This window comes from Ihubacter massiliensis (assembly GCF_024125305.1).
GTDB lineage: Bacteria > Bacillota > Clostridia > Peptostreptococcales > Anaerovoracaceae > Hominibacterium > Hominibacterium faecale.
In genome coordinates, this window is sequence record NZ_JAMXVH010000001.1 from 3,267,212 (window position 1) to 3,283,752 (window position 16,541).

The window sequence follows — 16,541 nt, forward strand, 5'->3', positions numbered from 1 at the left end:
TCTGTGCAGATGTGTTATAATCTGTTGTAATAAAACAGAATCTACAGCATAGGTGCAGAAATGAATTTGAGAAGGAAAGAGCATATATTTAATCAGAAGATCGAACCGGAATATACCAGGGTTTATCACTTTATCTATTCGCGCCTGGACGGAGATCGGCAGCTGGCGGAAGACATTACCCAGGACACCATGGAAATGGCCTGGAATAAACTGGAACAACTGAAAAAGGGAGATTCTTGCCGAGCCTGGCTGATGAAAATCGCCATGAATGAGATCCGGAAATATTTTCGTGCGCAAATGACTCAGAAGCGGGGCGCTTTCCAGGAAGAAAGTTATGATCTTCATCAGTTTGAGGAGATCGACAATCCGGAGCAGGTGGAAGCTGATGTTCTGGATCAGATCCTTGCGCAGGAAGGTCTGGAGATATTGATGCAGGCCCTTGACCGGGTTCACGAGAAGTACCGGCTTCTTTTGGAGCTTCGTTTGATTCAGGATTTGAAGTTTGCCCAGATCGCCGAAATTGTCCGCGAAGATGAGGCTAAGGTACGGGTATACTACGGCCGCGGATTGAAAATACTGGGTAAAGAATATCAACTATTGACGGGGAGGGATGAATAATGGGCACTGGCAAGCGGGCATATACCCATGAAGAACGGGTTAAAATGATCCAGCAGACAGCCGAAGACTATTATCAAAAACAAGCGGGCAATCCATCTCCGTTGAACCGCAGCTTTATTGAGATGGAGAAGGAAACTGGAAAACGAAGCAGGCGCATAAAGCGATATTCCGCCATCGCCGCCGCTGTGCTGCTGGTGGTTTTACTTGGGAACACCATTTCGATGATCGCCTTTGACGACAGTGTTTATGGGGATAAGGGCCTGCTCCATAGAATTTATAAGTCAGCTACGGGGCTGTCCACAGATGAGCAGGACGAAGCGCTGCTGGAAAATGAGGTGGCCGAGACGGTATCTTCCATTACGATCAATAGCATGGATGACATCGAGGGAGCGATCGATTTTGCCGAAGGGAACTTGTACGTACCCCAGTATATTCCCGATGGATTTCAGCTGGAATCCCTGATCGTTGAACAGTCCCAATTCGGAGATTTTACAGCGGAATATACGTTTAAAAACGGGGAAAAACAACTAAGCCTGATTGAGATGGCAAACAGCGATGATGACAGCACTGTCAACGCAAGCGGCGATGGAGATTTGATCAGGCTGAAAGACCGGATACTGTATGTACAGGATGAGGATTCCAACGGGGATCGGTATATCGATGTCATTACTGAGGAGTCCGTCATGCAGATGCTTGGAAAGGTTTCAAGGGAAGAAGGGATTAAGTTCGCCAAGGGGTTGAAGCGCTGTAAATAATGGTAGCTTTAAAAGATGGAAAGATTTCCTCTAAAATAAAATGATCCAATAGGCCCCATGGCTTCAGACCACAGGGGCCTATTTCGATGATGTTGCAACCTGGACGCAGCGCTCCGCCATGAAACTTTTAAAAATTTTTAAAAAGTTTTGGATAGGCACCGAAAAACGTACATAGCATATGTTATGCTGGTATCAGAAGGAGGGAAGAAAGAGAATGGCCGGCAGCGCAAACGCTTGTTTGGCGTCGAGATTTATCGTATAATAAAAGACAAATGAGAATTGAGGAGAAAAGAATGGAGACCTGGAAGGATTTGTTCCCGGAGGATATACAGCAAAGGTACGAGCTTTTAAACTACAACCACGCAGCAGAAATTATTTCTCAGGCGTTTCAAAAAGAATTCGATGAGATCATTGAAACCCTGCGCAAGGTAAAGATTACAAAAACGGATATTGCAAAGTCAGGAGGAAACGAATCTCCCATTCCTCCCAAATTTTCCGCTATTTTAGACCCGTTGGGGTGGCAAGAAATCCGCATCTCGGGCGACCTGGTGGTTCATTTTTACCCAAGGCGGGGCGATAAAAAGGGCCGGTTCGAAACTAGCCCTATCGAGCAAAAGACACTCAAAAACTATATTGACGGACATAATATCGACTATGTAAAAAACAGAGTCGCCATCGATGTGGAGTGGAACAGCAAAGACCAGACATATGACCGGGATTTATTTGCAATGAGGACCTATTACGAGTGCGACGTGATCAGCGCAGGCGTGATTATTACCCGGAGCGAGTCGCTGAATCAGGTTTTTGCAGAGTTGGGAAATTCCATCAAGAAAAAATATGGAGCCAGTACAACCTGGATGGGAAAGCTGACGCCGCGGCTGGATTCCAGGCGGCACGGAGGATGCCCGATTCTGGCCATTGGAATCACCGACAAATGCATCGAAGATTGGGAGGATGGTAATGACTGATAAAGAAATTTTGATAGATACAATTGACAATTTTAAGGCGTTCTGCGGAGAGGATAAATTCAAGACAATCCTTGCTGACCCGCCGTGGCAGTTCCAAAACAGGACCGGAAAGGTAGCGCCGGAGCATAAACGGCTCAACCGGTACCCTACCCTTTCCCTGGAAGCGATCAAAGCAATTCCTGTGGATGACGTTGCGGAGGAGAAAAGTCATTTATACCTGTGGGTGCCCAATGCATTGCTTCCCGAAGGTTTGGAAGTCATGAAAGCGTGGGGATTTGAATATAAGACGAATCTGGTTTGGGAAAAGGTCAGAAAAGACGGCGGCCCGGACGGCAGAGGCGTGGGTTTTTATTTCCGCAATGTGACCGAACTGCTGCTCTTTGGAATTAAAGGAAAGAGCAATCGAACCTTGCAGCCGGCCAGGAGTCAGGTTAATCTGGTTCGGGCGATGAAGCGGGAACATTCACGAAAGCCGGATGAAATCATTGATCTGATTGAAGCATGCAGCCCGGGGCCGTATCTGGAGCTGTTCGCAAGAGGCATCCGCGATGGATGGAAGCTTTGGGGCAACCAGGCCGACGACACTTATGAGCCAAACTGGGACACGTATTCCAATCACACGGTGGCTTCCGGGAAATAAAAAATAGCATACAGGGGCGGCTGCACTTTGATATGTATCATGCAGCAGCGCCAGACGTTTATATGCGGAAAAAAGTGTAAGTTTCTTTTGAAATTTACACTTTTTTTAATGCCTGAGCCATCTGAGATCGGCGGGTCGGCGGCCAGGCTTCAGCTTTTTCGTAATGAGGCCCCACAAACCCACAGCTTTGTGTAAAAACATTTAATTTTTTTGAGTTTTTTCCTCAGCACTGCGGCTCACGTTTTTTGCTTCCGGCCAGCAAAATATAAAAAATTTCTCAATTTCTATTCGAAACACCGCAATTTGAAACCAATGTCCATATAAATTCGCCCATTTCGAATAGAAATCGGCAAAATAAATGAAATATGCTCCAGCACGCGGGGCAGCCTGCCTCTGATGCCTCACATCCCCAGCACGCGGGGCAGCCTGCCTCTGATGCCTCACCTCCCCGGCACGCGTGGCAGCCCGCCGGGGCCCATGCACATACTCGCCACCAGCCCAATCCAAATCAACTTTTCCCCAATCCTCCCTTCAAATCAGCAGCCTCCAATGCTATACTGGTAAAAGAAGACTGTATTGTGTAAATCCGGCAGCGCCAGAGCCGCCGAAAAAAGGAGGAGCCTATGAAAAAACGTATTAAGATCATGTTGGGCATCATGACCAGCATACTACTGATCACATTGGTCTGTGGATGCAGCATCTACATGAAAGAGCCAGTGGTGGTGAAAAGTCTCATTTCATCAGATGACATGGATGTGGACATTATGTATATTTCAGGCATGGTAGGCAGTAAAAAGATAAAATCCGTAGAGATCCCCGATGCGCCCAAAGACATCAAAACGGTTGTCTACGATGAGGAGTCCGAGATTCTGAGCGGATACTCCCTCCACACCGCACACTTGGGGGTAAACAGCGACAACCTTACGGAAGAGGGGGGACTGACAGAGCCGATCTCCTTTAACAAGCTGAACATCACCTGGGATGATGGCAGCAAGACCACAGCTGATGTGGGCAGCATTCAAATCCAAAGCGGAGCCCGGGACATGCTAGAGGCCCAGGAGGCAAACAGCAACTATAAAAAAGATAAACGGATCGACGACTCGCAAACCTTTCAGGCGCCGCGGAACATGAAAATTACCCAAATTGAAATCCCCTATCAAGAAGAAGTAGAAAAGATGGTATCCAGCTTGACAGTCAATGATGTACCGGTGTCTGAAATAGATGAACAACACCCGATTGAATTGAAAAAGGGCGGGACATTTAAGGTGCATTGCCGTTATAATGACAACTTTCAGACCTTGTACGGACGCATTTGGATCAACATGCGGCTGATGGGGGAGGATGGTCAGGGAAAGAAACAAGAGGCTGTGTTTGTGATTTCTCCTGATACTAAGATCGAGGAAAATATACCGGAATACCTAAAACAAGCCCGGAAAGAGTGAAGAAGGAGGTTGAAATGAAAGCGCTCGTTTATAAGAAGAATCATCGGCTGGCGTTGGAAGAGCGGCCTCGCCCGAGTTTACAGCTCCCTACGGATGCCATTGTACGCGTAACTCTGGCATCGATCTGTTCCAGCGATCTGCACATCAAACACGGAGCAGTACCCAAGGCGATCCCCGGCATCGTTTTGGGACATGAGATGGTGGGCATTGTCGAGGAAACGGGAGAGCAGGTTCATAACGTCAAACCGGGGGACCGGGTAACCATCAACGTGGAGACCTTCTGCGGGGAATGCTTTTACTGCAAGCAGGGGCTGGTCAATAACTGCGCAGATGAGAACGGCGGCTGGGCCCTGGGCTGCCGCATCGACGGCGGGCAGGCGGAGTATGTGCGCGTACCTTATGCGGACAACGGACTCAACCGGATTCCCCAATCAATCACAGACCGGCAGGCGCTTTTTGTGGGCGATATTCTCTCCACCGGATATTGGGCGGCGGATTTGGCAGAGATAACAAAAAATGACACCGTAGTCATTTTGGGTGCCGGCCCTACGGGTCTGTGCACAGCTATGTGCGCTTCCTTGTATGAGCCGAAACATCTGATTTTGGCAGATATCGATGAAGAGCGAGTACAGTTTGGAAGAAAACTGGGAATTTCAGCGCAGGTGGTGGATTGCGTCAGGCAGGACCTGGAAAAACTGGTCATGGAAAAAACCGGAGGCAGAGGAGCTGACCGAGTGATCGAAGCCGCAGGCGGCGAGGGAACCTTTGACCTGGCCTGGCAGCTGGCCCGCCCATCGGGAATTGTGTGCCTGGTCGCCATGTACGAAGAGGACCAGCGGCTGCCGCTGCCCCAGATGTACGGAAAAAACTTAACCTTCAAGACGGGAGGCGTCCATGCGGCCCATTGTGAACGGCTGCTTCAGCTCATTGAGGAGGGCAGGCTGGATACTGCAGGCTTGATCACCCATACCTTTGCCCTGGAGGAAATCCTCAGCGCTTATGACCTGTTCGAAAACAGAGAAGCGGGCGTTATGAAAATCGCAGTCGAGATTTAGAAATTGGCGGTAAGGCCAAAAGGAGAATATATGAAAAAGAAAAGGATCGTTTTTTCGGCCGTATGCCTGCTTGTGCTTGCAGCGGCAGCCATGACCGGGTGCGGCCCCAAGCTGGAAGAACCGGTTTTTGTTAAGGCACTTATTTCTTCAGAAGATATGGATGTTGATACCCAGTACATCACCGATGAGACTTGGGAGAAAAAGGTAAAAAACCTTGAAATTCCCGATGCGCCGCCGGACATCTCCATCGACATCTACGACCAGCAATATGAGGAGGAAAGCGGGTATTGGCTTCATACCATCAGCTGGGGTGTAGGCACTAGCAAGCTGAACGAGGATTCCAGCATGGCGGTGCCGCTGGAGTTTGACCATTTAGAAATCACCTGGGATGACGGCAGCACCTCCACCGCTGACGTGGGGCATGTCAAAATATGCAGCTTGAAGGAAAAAGGATTTGTTACCACCAGAGAAGAACCGGATTATACACAGGATGATGAAAATTATGGGGAGATGGCCTTTGAAGCGAAAAGACCGATAGACATCACAGGAATTGAAATCCCTTATGAGAAGGAACTATTCCAAGTCATCACATCGCTGGAAATCAACGATATTCCTTACGATGAAATCGACTTCCAGGATCCCATTCATCTGGAAAAAGGTGAATCCTGTACCGTAGGCTACTCTATAGATGATAAGAAAAGGAGCAAGTACGGAACCGTCTTTGTCGAAGCCCAGCTTGTTGGAGTGGACAAGCAGGGAGAAAGACAGGCGGGGACCTTTCGAATGATAGATAGAATGGGGATGGGGCTGGATATCGGAGCGTATCTGAAACGGGTTAAGGGCCAGTAAGTCCAGCAGCTCAGGAGGCTTTTCATGAATACGGTTTGCCGGGATATTTTTAAAGCCATCCACGAAGGCAAGTGGATCAGCATCGAATACAAGAATAAAAATGGAGAACAGACCCGGTACTGGATCGGAATCAACGACATCAACCTCAAGGACCGGTCCCTTAGCGTGGCTGGACTCCATCTATCCAAACATACTCTGGGCGATTTTCCCAGGATTTACATCGACTCGATTCTCACCTCCGATGTGGTGGAAGGCTCCTTTCATCCGGTGAACCAGAGGCTGGTGGAAGATATTCATCTCAATCCGTACAAATACAAAGAACTGTTTCACCATGCGGCCAACATGAAAATCCTCAATTATCTGGCCGACTGCAGCCGCCTGGACTCCACCCCTTACCGCAGCGAATACGCATTGGTAGAAGGGCTGGACGGTGAAGGGGTGCAGGAAGGGGTCTACCAGCTAAGTGACCAGCAGTATAAGGATATCATCAACCAGTTCCAGCGCAGAACCATCCGCGACAGGCAGCAGAAAAAGCCCAGAAAACGGATCCTGCAAATCTGCATGAACCAGCTAAGTGTGCCCGTCAGAAAGGGCCTTTACGTGCTGGCGTACCGCAAGATGAATTTTGACGTGATCCGCCGCAGACTGATCGCAGAAGAGGAAGCAACCATTTGCCGGGAATTTACCAATGACGGTGAAAAGCAAAGCATCCGCCGCTTTCTTCCGGAAGAATACGGATATTTGCTGGACGATTTCGATACCAATCAGGAAGAAATCAAAGACCGGATTACCAGCGCCAATCCGCAGATCAAGGGCGTGGACGATATGCCCTATCTTCTGACCCTTTCCCGGGACCTGGCGTTGGATCTGGATCAGGAATACGGCGCAATCCTGGAAATGTACCAGGAAGCAAAACCCACCATTCCCATAAAAGCATTTTTCGGAGAACTGGTAAAACAGCCGGTGCGGACAAAACAATATCCCCTGGCGCTGCTCAACCAGCAGGTGAACCTGGATCAGCTTCTGGCCATCCATCACGGCTTAAAATATCCCCTTTCCTACATTCAGGGGCCCCCTGGAACCGGAAAAACAAGCACGATTATCAACACCATCACCACGGCTTTTTTCAACGAAAAGACGGTGCTTTTTGCATCCTATAATAATCATCCCATTGACAGCGTATTTCATACCTTGCAGAATATCCGCTATCGGAACAAACGCGTCCCCTTTCCGGCCGTGCGGCTGGGAAACCGGGAAAAGGTGGAAGAAGCCCTGTACTACATGAAGGCATTGTATCTGCAAGTGAAAGAAATCAATGTTTTTTCCAATACCCTGGAGCGGAACAAGGATGACAAAATCGAAAAGACAGAGCAGCTCTCCCAGCTGCTCAAACGATATGAGGCCATTCTCGATCTGAAGGAACGGAAAGCGTCGATTGAAAGCTTGATCCGTAGCGAACAGAGTCTGACCTTCCGGGTCGAACTCCAGAGCCGGCAGCTTGCGCAAGTGGAGAAACAGCTGGAGCAGATCGGAGAAGTGGATGAAGCGGATGCTCTGCCGCTGCTGAATCAAAACGTTGAAGAATTTTTAAAATATCTCTATTATATATCGGCAAAATATATCAAACGGCTGGACGAACCCAAGAATGAAGAGCTGCTGTCCATTCTCTTTATGGAGGGGCGCAAGGAGGAGTAGGTCAAAGAATTTAACCGCCATCTAAGCCAGGAAGAGAACATGAAGAAATTTCTTCGCATCTTTCCTGTCGTGATTACGACATGTATTTCCGCCCACCGGCTGGGCGAGCCCAAGATCTATTTTGATATGGTGATGATGGATGAAGCCAGCCAGTGCAATTCGGCGGTTTCTCTGGTACCCATCATCCGCGGCAGCAATTTGATGCTGGTGGGCGATCCCCAGCAGCTGAGCCCGGTGATTCTGCTGGATCCCAAGGCGAACCAGACCTTGAAGGCCAAATACCAGGTGAGCCAGGAGTACGATTATATTGAGAATTCCATTTATAAGACGTATCTGGCCTGCGACTCGGTGAGCGATGAGATTTTGCTCAGCTATCATTACCGCTGCCATCGCAAGATCATCGATTTTAACAATAAAAAATATTACAATGACAAGCTGAAGATCCGCAGCCAGGTTTGCGAATCCCAGCCGCTGGTCTATGTGGATCTTGCCGACGGATCGACAGAGGAAAAGAACACGGCTCCCGCAGAAGCGGCCCAGATCCTGAACTATATCCTTCAAAACCGGGACAAAAAAATCGGCGTCATTACTCCCTTTGTCAGCCAAAAAGAATACATCAACAGCGTGCTTTTGGATAACGGTATTCTCGATGTGCAGTGCGGCACGGTCCACGCTTTCCAGGGGGATGAAAAGGATGTCATTCTCTTTTCCCTGGCAGTGACCGATCAGACCCATGCAAAGACCTACAGCTGGCTGAAAAACAATAAGGAGCTGATCAATGTGGCCACCTCCAGGGCCAAGGAAAAGCTGGTGCTGTTGTCCAGCAGTCAGAACCTGCGCCGCCTTCACGGCACGGATGAAGAGGACGATTTGTACGAGCTGGTGGAGTATATCCGCACCAACGGCGCTTCGGAAGTTACGCCCAAAGCAGCAGCCACCAGAGCGCTGGGCATCAAACCTTACAGCACGGAAACAGAAGCCGCTTTCCTGACCACCCTCAACCACGCATTGGGCAATATCCTGGTGGCAGGCAGCAAATATACGATTCACAAAGAGGTGCCCATCTCCCATGTGTTCGATGGCAGCGAAGAACACAACGACCTTTTTTACACCGGCCGCTTTGACTTTGTCGTCTATCAGCGCGTCCGCAGCACAAAAGAAATGCCGGTGCTGGCCATTGAACTGGACGGAAAAGAGCATATTGAAGAGGAAGCGGTCCGCCTTCGGGATCAGAAAAAGGCGGAGCTTTGCCAGAGGTACGATTTTGAGCTGATCCGGGTTGAGAATTCTTATGCCAGAAGGTATCATTATATGAAAGATATTTTGATTGAGTATTTTAGAAAATTGTAGCAGGAGGCAGTCCACCATGACCAAAGAGACGTATCTGAAAATGACCGAAAGCTTTCGCGGCAATCCTAAGAGGCAAAAGGCGATCATCCTTATCGATTCCATTTTGACGAAAATCGCATATATTGCCTATCCCGTTTTGCTGGCAGCGCTGTATCTGCAAAAAGATACTGGGCTTGCGAGGGCTGTTTTGGTGCCGGGTATCTCTTTTGTCGTTATCAGCGTTTTTCGATATTTGTACTGTGCGCCCAGGCCCTATGAAGTCTTCGACCTGCCTCCGGTGATCCCCAAAGACACCAGGGGAAAATCCTTTCCCAGCCGCCACGTCTTTTCCATCTTTATCATCGGAATGACCTTTTTCTGGAAAATGCCTCTTGCCGGGGTATTGATCGGCGCGGCGGGAATCTTTATGGCCGTTGTGCGGGTGCTGGGCGGTGTGCATTTCCCCAAAGATGTGATTGCCGGGGCGGCTTTGGGAATTCTGTCCGGGCTGGTGGGGTTTTATTGGATTCCCTAAGCGTGGTCTTGACGTGAAATCCGTTTGTCAGGAATCTGCGATATGATAAAGGCAGTCAGCATCAGAACGCATCCGATCATTTCCCGCGATGACATCACTTCTCCAAGGAACAGAGCGCCGCATACTGCGGAGAAAAACGCTTCCAGGCTCATGATGATGGCAGCGATGGCAGGGGGAGTATCCTTCTGTCCGACGATCTGAAGGGTAAAAGCAATGCTCACTTCTAGAATTGCCGTGTATAAAATGGGGACCGCGCAGTCGATGATATCCTGAAAAGCCACGGATTCCAGAAAAATCATGAAAACACCCGATAAAAGGCCGGAAAGCAAAAACTGTAAAAAAGAAAGCTTGATTGCATCCACCTTGTCGGAATAATAGTCGATGAGCAGAATCTGGAAGGAATAACCCACCGCGCAGGCGATTACCAGTCCGTCGCCAAGCTGGATGGTAAACCCGTCCGTGATGCAGAGCAGGTAAAGTCCGAATCCGGCCAGGGCAACTCCCAGCCAAGTGAAAATTCCAACCCTTCGCCTGAGAAATAAGAGCAGGATGGGAACGATGACAATATCCAGCGAAGTGATGAATCCCGCCTTTCCGGCTGTGGTATACATGATGCCGATCTGCTGCAGGGAACCGGCAATAAAACTGGCGATCCCGCACTGCAAGCCTCCCAGCAGGAGCATGCGGTTTTTAAACGGCGTGATTTCCTTGGGCGCAGAACGCTTTTGGTTCAGCTTGCCGTAGATAAAAATCACGGGAAGCAGCGCCAGCGCTCCCAAGGTGAAGCGAAAGAATCCGAATGTGAACGGGCCCACATGATCCATTCCCATCTTTTGAAATATAAACGCTGACCCCCAGATCAGGGCCGCCAGCATCAAACATAATTCTCCTTTAAATTTTTTCATAAACCCTCCTTGCCTACTAGAATAATACATCAAAGCTGCCGCTGGCAACCGAAATTTTTCTGGGAAAGAAAAAAAAGCATATATGTAACCTGGTCACAGAAGATTTGTTTGGATGGTGGTATAGTTAAGCCACAAAGTCAAAGGAGGTATTTAAAAATGGCTATTATAAAATTAACACAGGATAACTTTAATCAGGAAGTTGTAAATTCACAGGAACCGGTGCTGGTGGATTTTTGGGCTCCATGGTGCGGGCCATGCAAGATGATGTCGCCTATTTTGGACGCGGTGGCGGCTGACGAGCCGAAAGCCAGGATCGGGAAAGTCAACATTGACGAACAGCCTCAGCTGGCCGCTCAATTCGGGATCATGAGCATTCCCACACTGGCCCTTTTCCAGAACGGAAAGATCGTAGGTACATCCGTGGGCGTTCAGTCCAAGGGCAAAGTAAAAGCCATGCTCAAATGAAGAAAAGAAAAAACGCCAGGGAGCTTTCGCAGCGATCGAAGTACCTTGGCGTTTTTTGCATGCTGCATCGGGCACCGGCGTTCATATCCTGCCTTACAACAATTGAAAGGTTCTCCTGTTGGACTGCAAAATCCCCTCCTCATTCATCAGCCGAATCTCCCGGGTCATGGCGCTGCGGTCCACGCAGAGATATTCCGCCAGAGCCGACAAGGTTAACGGAATGGTAATAGAATCGCTTTCCGCCGTTCCCCGCAGGCAGGTCAGATAGGTGAGCAGCTTTTTGCGGATCGTAGGCTGATGAAGAATATTCAGATGGAGCGACAACGCCTGAGCTCGCTGCGCTGCCATTAGGAAAAGATTGTTGATCAGCTGGGAATGGTGGGCGCAAGTCTTTTCACAGGGCGTAACGATGTGGGTATAGTCGATGAACAAGACCCGGCTGTCTGTCTTAGCTTCCACAAGGTATTCAAACCCGTCCAAAGGCAGATGAAACAGCTCGCCAAAGAGAGCCTGCTCTTCGTACGTTTCCAAAAGCCCGGCATTTCCGTCCGCATCCAGAACATGGAGAACCGCCGTTCCTTTCATCACAAGACCGATCTTTTCCACACGGTCCGAATAACGCATGATCGTTTCGCCGCTTTGAAATCGTTTCAACTGGGGCCGAAAACAGCGGAGCATCTTTTTTATGGAATCCTCAGCAATCCCATCGCTGATAAAATATCGTTTCATGAAAACCTTCCTTTCTCGAAAATTAGTATCCGTTCTTAATAATATTTACCCACTTTGTTGCATATATCACAGAATAAGTTCCAAAAACAGGTTAGAATATAATAAATTCTAAAAATTCAGTAAAAACATGGAAGATATATCGTGAAAGGGGAGGTAATGATGTTATTCAAAACAACCGATCAGCATGAGGAATTTCGCGCGAAGATCAGAGAATTCGCAGAAACGGAGCTAAAGCCGATTGCCTTTATGCTGGATCAAAAAAACGAATTTCCGGATGAAATCGTAAAGAAACTGGCGGAAATGAATATGCTGGGAATTCCATATCCGAAAAAATACGGAGGAGCCGGTTTGGATATTCTGACGTATGCCATTGCGGTGGAGGAACTGGCGAGGGTTGACGGCGGTACGGGCGTTATTCTTTCGGCCCACGTTTCGCTGGGATCTTATCCCATCTATGCCTTTGGTACAGAGGAGCAGAAGAAAAAATATCTGGTTCCGCTGGCAAAAGGAGAAAAGCTGGGAGCCTTCGGCCTGACAGAGCCCAATGCCGGAAGCGATGCCGGCGGCACAGAAACCACGGCCGAGCTGGTTGGCGACCACTATATCCTCAACGGCGGAAAGATTTTTATCACCAACGCCGAAAAAGCGGATACTTACGTGATTTTCGCAGTGACCACGCCTAATATCGGCACCAGAGGAATCAGTGCCTTTATTGTGGAAAAAGGCTGGGAAGGCTTTGAATTCGGCGACCATTACGACAAGATGGGAATCCGCTCATCGGCTACCGCTGAACTGATTTTCAACGACGTCAAGGTTCCCAAAGAAAATCTGCTGGGCAAGGAAGGCCAGGGCTTCAAAATCGCCATGGCAACCCTGGACGGCGGGCGGATCGGAATCGCTTCCCAGGCGCTGGGAATCGCTCAGGGAGCATTCGAACACGCGGTAGAATACGCCAAGGAAAGGGAGCAGTTCGGCATTCCAATTGCTCACCACCAAATCAATTCCTTCAAAATCGCAGACATGGCGACCAAGCTGAGGGCCGCAAGATTTCTGATTTACAGCTCCGCAGAACTGAAGGAGCATCATGAACCTTACGGTATGGAATCCGCCATGGCCAAGCAATACGCTTCCGATATCTGCCTGGAAGTGGTCAACGATGCGGTTCAGATTTTCGGCGGAAACGGATACTTGAAAGGTATGGAAGTGGAACGGGCATACCGGGATGCGAAAATTTGTACCATTTATGAAGGCACCAACGAAATTCAGAGAGTTGTTATCGCTTCTCATATTATCGGTAAACCGCCAAAACAGGCCGGCGGCAAGCTGAAGGCGAAGGGACCCATCACCGGAGCACGCAAGAAAAAGCTCTTCCTGGAAGGATCCAGCGAAGAAAAAGTGGCGGCTCTTGTGGAAGCCCTTAAGGCAGACGGCTATGATTTCACGGTGGGCATTGACCCCAACACGCCGATTATTGAAGCGGATCGTGTTGTCAGCGCCGGAAAGGGCATCGGAGATAAAAAGAATATGAAGCTCATCGAAGAGCTGGCCCTTCAGGCTGGTGCGGCTGTGGGTTCATCCAGACCAGTGGCCGAGACTTTGAAATATGTTCCTCTCAATCGTTATGTGGGAATGTCCGGGCAGAAATTCAACGGCAATCTGTACATAGCCTGCGGAATTTCAGGCGCCGGCCAGCATTTGAAAGGGATCAAGGGAGCAACCACCATTGTAGCCATCAATAAGAATAAAAACGCGCCCATCTTCAAAAATGCTGATTACGGTATTGTAGGAGATTTGATGGAAATTCTGCCGTTGCTGACAAAAGCGCTGGATAACGGAGAACCGAAAAAACCAGCGCCGCCAATGCAGAAGATGAGAAAAGCGACTCCGAAGAAGGAAGCGCCTCCATGGAAAACTTATGTATGCTCCGGCTGCGGATACGAATACGATCCGGCTGTGGGCGATCCGGAGGCCGATGTTTCTCCAGGTACTTTATTCGACGCTCTTCCGGAAGAATGGATTTGCCCGGACTGCGGAGAAGAAAAGGATAAATTCATAGAAGGATAAGGAGGATAACCATGTATTGCGTAAGAAAAGTAACAGAAGATTTGTATTGGGTCGGTGGGAATGACCGCCGCCTGACACTCTTTGAAAATATTCATCCCATCCCGCGGGGCGTTTCCTATAATTCCTACCTCCTGCTGGATGAAAAGACCGTGCTCTTCGATACCGTGGACTGGTCCGCGGGACGGCAGTTTTTAGAGAATATCGAGTATGTCCTTGACGGACGTCAGCTGGATTATTTGGTGATTAACCACATGGAGCCGGATCACGGAGCATCCATCGAAGAAGTGCTGATCCGCTACCCGGATGTGAAGATCATTAGTACGGAAAAAGCCTTTATGATGATGCATCAGTTCAACTTTGATGTTGACGGCCATATGGAAGAGGTGCAGGAAGGGGATACACGTTGCTTCGGTAAGCATGAAGTCACCTTTGTGGCCGCGCCCATGGTCCACTGGCCGGAAGCCATGGTAACCTTTGATCTGACAAACGGCGTCCTGTTTGCAGCGGATGCCTTCGGCTCCTTTGGTTCCCTCGACGGAAAGCTCTTCAACGATGAAGTCAACTTTGACCGGGATTGGATCGACGATGCGAGAAGGTATTATACCAATATCGTAGGCAAATACGGCCCTCATGTGCAGGCCCTGCTGAAAAAGGCGGCAACCATTGATATTAAAATGATTTGCCCCCTCCATGGCCCGGTATGGCGCAGCGATCTGGGGTATTTCCTGGATAAGTATGATAAATGGAGCAGCTATGAGCCGGAAGAACAGGGTGTGCTGATCGTATACGCATCCATGTACGGCAATACGGAAAGCGCAGTCAATGCGCTGGCAACCAAGCTGGCAGTCCGGGGCGTGACCAATGTGGCGATGTACGATGTTTCCAAAACCCATGTTTCAGAACTGATTTCAGAGACCTTCCGGCTGAGTCACATTGTTCTGGCCTCGGTCACATATAATCTGGGGATTTATCCTCCGATGCTGAATTATCTCATGGATATGAAGGCGCTGAATATGCAGAAACGCACAGTAGCACTGATTGAAAACGGGTCCTGGGCACCCAAGTCCGGCGCTCTCATGGAAGAGTTCCTCGATGAGATGAAGCAGATGACCGTGCTCAATGAAAAGGTATCCGTCCTCTCCTCTTTAAATGAAGGCAGCGCCATAGAGATGGATCAGCTGGTGGATGGACTGATCGAGTCTATGAATGATTGATCCTGATTGATCCAGCCAGGCAAATGCCGCTCTTCTGCCCGGGGCCTTGGTCCCCGGGCAAAGGATCGGTGCAGCTGCGAAAGCGGGCCTAGGATGCTGGACGACATGTTTCGGGAAAAAAATAAATGTTTCTTTCAAAATTTACCCTTTTTTCAACGATTGAGCCAGCTTATACAGGCTTGAACTGACATTTCTGAGGCTTGTCGCTCTTTTCTCCCAAATGAAGCCTCACAAACCCACATCTTTGTGTAAAAATGTCTCCGGTTTTTTAAAATTTACCGGATTTTTGCTGCTACAAAAATGATATAATAAAACCATGGAACAGAAATTATATTTGGAAGTATTTGAAGAGCTTCCCATAGTAAAAGGATTTTTTTCAACAAAGTACGGCGCCAGTGAAGGCAGTCCCTATGACCGGCCGGATGTCTTTTGCCAGCTTGGCCTGGATCTGGCGCAGCCCATCTGGCCAGCCCAGGTACACAAGGATCATATCGTTGTCATTGAAAAGCGTGAAGATGCCCCGGTTCGCATCGCTGATACTGACGGGTTGATCACCGATGTGCCGGGCGTTTTATTGACAACTGTTCACGCAGACTGCCTGCCTGTGTATCTGTGCGATCCTGTCAAAAAGGCAATCGGTCTGGTACATGCGGGTTGGCGGGGAACAGCCGCCGGAATTGCTCCTAAAGCAGCAAGAAAAATGGGAGAACATTTTGGCAGTAAACCGGAGGATATCCTTGTTCATATCGGCCCGGGCATCAGCAGCTGCTGTTTTGAAACAGGACCCGAGGTTTTGGAAGAATTCCAGCGCCGCTGGGAGTTCGCAGGGGATTTTGCCAGACCATGCGGTGAGAAGAACTATCTGGATCTGAAAGGTATCAACCGCAGGCAGCTGGAGGATGCGGGTATTCAAAAGAAACATATTACTGCCAGCAGCCATTGTACTTGCTGCGAGCCGGACTTGTTCTGCTCCTATCGGAGAGAAGGCGGGACTTATCGCAGAATGGGCGCGGGTCTGTGTTTGCTGTAGAACCAGGGAAAGCGTGCCTGGTTATGACGCAGATTAATTAGCTGATGGATAATGAAACATCGCCGGAAAGAGGATGCCCTCTTTCCGGCGATGTTTGTGATACCTAGACCAGTGACAGAAGAAAGTCTGCTCCCTTAGCGCCAAGATCCCGCAAAGAACAATGGCAGCACGATGTTTCGCTTGCGATATTTTTTCCAAATGACCCGCTGCAAAATATCAGTCATGAAGATGTTTTTTCTAAATACTGA

General features: G+C 49.1%; 16 protein-coding genes and 1 pseudogene. 15 read left to right on the forward strand and 2 right to left on the reverse strand.

Annotated features, from left to right (window positions below; all coding sequences use genetic code 11):
• Nucleotides 1-60: 60 nt before the first annotated feature.
• The 11 genes and pseudogenes from NIA71_RS15140 to NIA71_RS15185 all read left to right on the forward strand — a co-directional run bounded on the left by NIA71_RS15140 (nucleotide 61) and on the right by NIA71_RS15185 (nucleotide 9,886).
• Entirely contained in the window at nucleotides 61-618 is a 558-nt protein-coding gene (locus NIA71_RS15140) for an RNA polymerase sigma factor (RefSeq protein WP_253020856.1), read from the forward strand.
• On the forward strand, nucleotides 618-1,373 hold the full coding sequence (locus NIA71_RS15145) for a DUF4367 domain-containing protein (RefSeq protein WP_253020857.1): 756 nt from the start codon (nucleotides 618-620) through the stop codon (nucleotides 1,371-1,373). Before NIA71_RS15140 ends, NIA71_RS15145 begins: the two co-directional genes overlap by 1 nt.
• A 293-nt stretch (nucleotides 1,374-1,666) precedes the next feature.
• Nucleotides 1,667-2,341, forward strand: a complete 675-nt coding sequence (locus tag NIA71_RS15150; RefSeq protein WP_148397495.1) for a BglII/BstYI family type II restriction endonuclease — start codon at nucleotides 1,667-1,669, stop codon at nucleotides 2,339-2,341.
• Nucleotides 2,334-2,981: an MT-A70 family methyltransferase gene (locus tag NIA71_RS15155; protein ID WP_148397494.1), complete on the forward strand. Its 648-nt coding sequence runs from the start codon at nucleotides 2,334-2,336 to the stop codon at nucleotides 2,979-2,981. The genes NIA71_RS15150 and NIA71_RS15155 overlap by 8 nt, the downstream gene beginning before the upstream one ends.
• A 623-nt stretch (nucleotides 2,982-3,604) precedes the next feature.
• On the forward strand, nucleotides 3,605-4,423 hold the full coding sequence (locus tag NIA71_RS15160) for a hypothetical protein (RefSeq protein WP_253020858.1): 819 nt from the start codon (nucleotides 3,605-3,607) through the stop codon (nucleotides 4,421-4,423).
• A gap of 14 nt (nucleotides 4,424-4,437) precedes the next feature.
• Nucleotides 4,438-5,478, forward strand: coding sequence for an alcohol dehydrogenase (locus tag NIA71_RS15165; protein WP_253020859.1), 1,041 nt, complete (start codon nucleotides 4,438-4,440; stop codon nucleotides 5,476-5,478).
• A 30-nt stretch (nucleotides 5,479-5,508) separates the two neighbouring features.
• Nucleotides 5,509-6,327 carry a hypothetical protein gene (locus tag NIA71_RS15170; RefSeq protein ID WP_253020860.1) on the forward strand — a complete coding sequence of 273 codons (819 nt, stop codon included), beginning with the start codon at nucleotides 5,509-5,511 and terminating at the stop codon, nucleotides 6,325-6,327.
• Between the two features lie 24 nt (nucleotides 6,328-6,351).
• Complete coding sequence (locus tag NIA71_RS15175; RefSeq protein ID WP_253020861.1) at nucleotides 6,352-8,022, forward strand: AAA domain-containing protein; 1,671 nt, start codon at nucleotides 6,352-6,354, stop codon at nucleotides 8,020-8,022.
• Nucleotides 8,023-8,058: 36 nt separating this feature from the next.
• A pseudogene (locus tag NIA71_RS20105) lies at nucleotides 8,059-8,253 on the forward strand (AAA domain-containing protein); the annotation flags it as partial.
• Between the two features lie 54 nt (nucleotides 8,254-8,307).
• Complete coding sequence (locus tag NIA71_RS15180) at nucleotides 8,308-9,372, forward strand: AAA domain-containing protein (RefSeq protein ID WP_367177919.1); 1,065 nt, start codon at nucleotides 8,308-8,310, stop codon at nucleotides 9,370-9,372.
• 16 nt (nucleotides 9,373-9,388) lie between these two features.
• Nucleotides 9,389-9,886: a phosphatase PAP2 family protein gene (locus tag NIA71_RS15185; protein ID WP_148397488.1), complete on the forward strand. Its 498-nt coding sequence runs from the start codon at nucleotides 9,389-9,391 to the stop codon at nucleotides 9,884-9,886.
• Here the strand turns inward: NIA71_RS15185 and NIA71_RS15190 are convergent.
• On the reverse strand, nucleotides 9,883-10,791 hold the full coding sequence (locus NIA71_RS15190; RefSeq protein WP_148397487.1) for a DMT family transporter: 909 nt from the start codon (nucleotides 10,789-10,791) through the stop codon (nucleotides 9,883-9,885). The two genes, NIA71_RS15185 and NIA71_RS15190, sit on opposite strands and share 4 nt — an antisense overlap.
• A 156-nt stretch (nucleotides 10,792-10,947) precedes the next feature.
• Here NIA71_RS15190 and trxA point away from each other — a divergent pair, with 156 nt between their 5' ends.
• Nucleotides 10,948-11,256, forward strand: a complete 309-nt coding sequence (gene trxA, locus NIA71_RS15195; RefSeq protein WP_148397486.1) for a thioredoxin — start codon at nucleotides 10,948-10,950, stop codon at nucleotides 11,254-11,256.
• Nucleotides 11,257-11,349: 93 nt separating this feature from the next.
• Here the strand turns inward: trxA and NIA71_RS15200 are convergent, their stop codons facing one another.
• Entirely contained in the window at nucleotides 11,350-11,985 is a 636-nt protein-coding gene (locus NIA71_RS15200) for a Crp/Fnr family transcriptional regulator (protein ID WP_148397485.1), read from the reverse strand.
• Nucleotides 11,986-12,144: 159 nt separating this feature from the next.
• Here NIA71_RS15200 and NIA71_RS15205 point away from each other — a divergent pair, with 159 nt between their 5' ends.
• From NIA71_RS15205 to pgeF, 3 genes are all read left to right on the forward strand, one after another.
• Nucleotides 12,145-14,049: an acyl-CoA dehydrogenase family protein gene (locus NIA71_RS15205; RefSeq protein WP_148397509.1), complete on the forward strand. Its 1,905-nt coding sequence runs from the start codon at nucleotides 12,145-12,147 to the stop codon at nucleotides 14,047-14,049.
• A gap of 11 nt (nucleotides 14,050-14,060) precedes the next feature.
• A complete protein-coding gene (locus NIA71_RS15210) occupies nucleotides 14,061-15,263 on the forward strand; it encodes an FprA family A-type flavoprotein (protein ID WP_253020863.1) in 1,203 nt (400 codons plus the stop codon).
• Between the two features lie 316 nt (nucleotides 15,264-15,579).
• Nucleotides 15,580-16,293 carry a peptidoglycan editing factor PgeF gene (gene pgeF, locus NIA71_RS15215; RefSeq protein ID WP_253020864.1) on the forward strand — a complete coding sequence of 238 codons (714 nt, stop codon included), beginning with the start codon at nucleotides 15,580-15,582 and terminating at the stop codon, nucleotides 16,291-16,293.
• Nucleotides 16,294-16,541 lie beyond the last annotated feature (248 nt).

What these genes read in the sequence shown, in the direction of transcription:
- NIA71_RS15140 (WP_253020856.1), top strand. Translation starts at nt 61, where the DNA reads ATGAATTTGAGAAGGAAAGAGCATATATTTAATCAGAAGATCGAACCG.
- NIA71_RS15145 (WP_253020857.1), top strand. Translation starts at nt 618, where the DNA reads ATGGGCACTGGCAAGCGGGCATATACCCATGAAGAACGGGTTAAAATG.
- NIA71_RS15150 (WP_148397495.1), top strand. Translation starts at nt 1,667, where the DNA reads ATGGAGACCTGGAAGGATTTGTTCCCGGAGGATATACAGCAAAGGTAC.
- NIA71_RS15155 (WP_148397494.1), top strand. Translation starts at nt 2,334, where the DNA reads ATGACTGATAAAGAAATTTTGATAGATACAATTGACAATTTTAAGGCG.
- NIA71_RS15160 (WP_253020858.1), top strand. Translation starts at nt 3,605, where the DNA reads ATGAAAAAACGTATTAAGATCATGTTGGGCATCATGACCAGCATACTA.
- NIA71_RS15165 (WP_253020859.1), top strand. Translation starts at nt 4,438, where the DNA reads ATGAAAGCGCTCGTTTATAAGAAGAATCATCGGCTGGCGTTGGAAGAG.
- NIA71_RS15170 (WP_253020860.1), top strand. Translation starts at nt 5,509, where the DNA reads ATGAAAAAGAAAAGGATCGTTTTTTCGGCCGTATGCCTGCTTGTGCTT.
- NIA71_RS15175 (WP_253020861.1), top strand. Translation starts at nt 6,352, where the DNA reads ATGAATACGGTTTGCCGGGATATTTTTAAAGCCATCCACGAAGGCAAG.
- NIA71_RS15185 (WP_148397488.1), top strand. Translation starts at nt 9,389, where the DNA reads ATGACCAAAGAGACGTATCTGAAAATGACCGAAAGCTTTCGCGGCAAT.
- NIA71_RS15190 (WP_148397487.1), bottom strand. Translation starts at nt 10,791, where the DNA reads ATGAAAAAATTTAAAGGAGAATTATGTTTGATGCTGGCGGCCCTGATC.
- trxA (WP_148397486.1), top strand. Translation starts at nt 10,948, where the DNA reads ATGGCTATTATAAAATTAACACAGGATAACTTTAATCAGGAAGTTGTA.
- NIA71_RS15200 (WP_148397485.1), bottom strand. Translation starts at nt 11,985, where the DNA reads ATGAAACGATATTTTATCAGCGATGGGATTGCTGAGGATTCCATAAAA.
- NIA71_RS15205 (WP_148397509.1), top strand. Translation starts at nt 12,145, where the DNA reads ATGTTATTCAAAACAACCGATCAGCATGAGGAATTTCGCGCGAAGATC.
- NIA71_RS15210 (WP_253020863.1), top strand. Translation starts at nt 14,061, where the DNA reads ATGTATTGCGTAAGAAAAGTAACAGAAGATTTGTATTGGGTCGGTGGG.
- pgeF (WP_253020864.1), top strand. Translation starts at nt 15,580, where the DNA reads ATGGAACAGAAATTATATTTGGAAGTATTTGAAGAGCTTCCCATAGTA.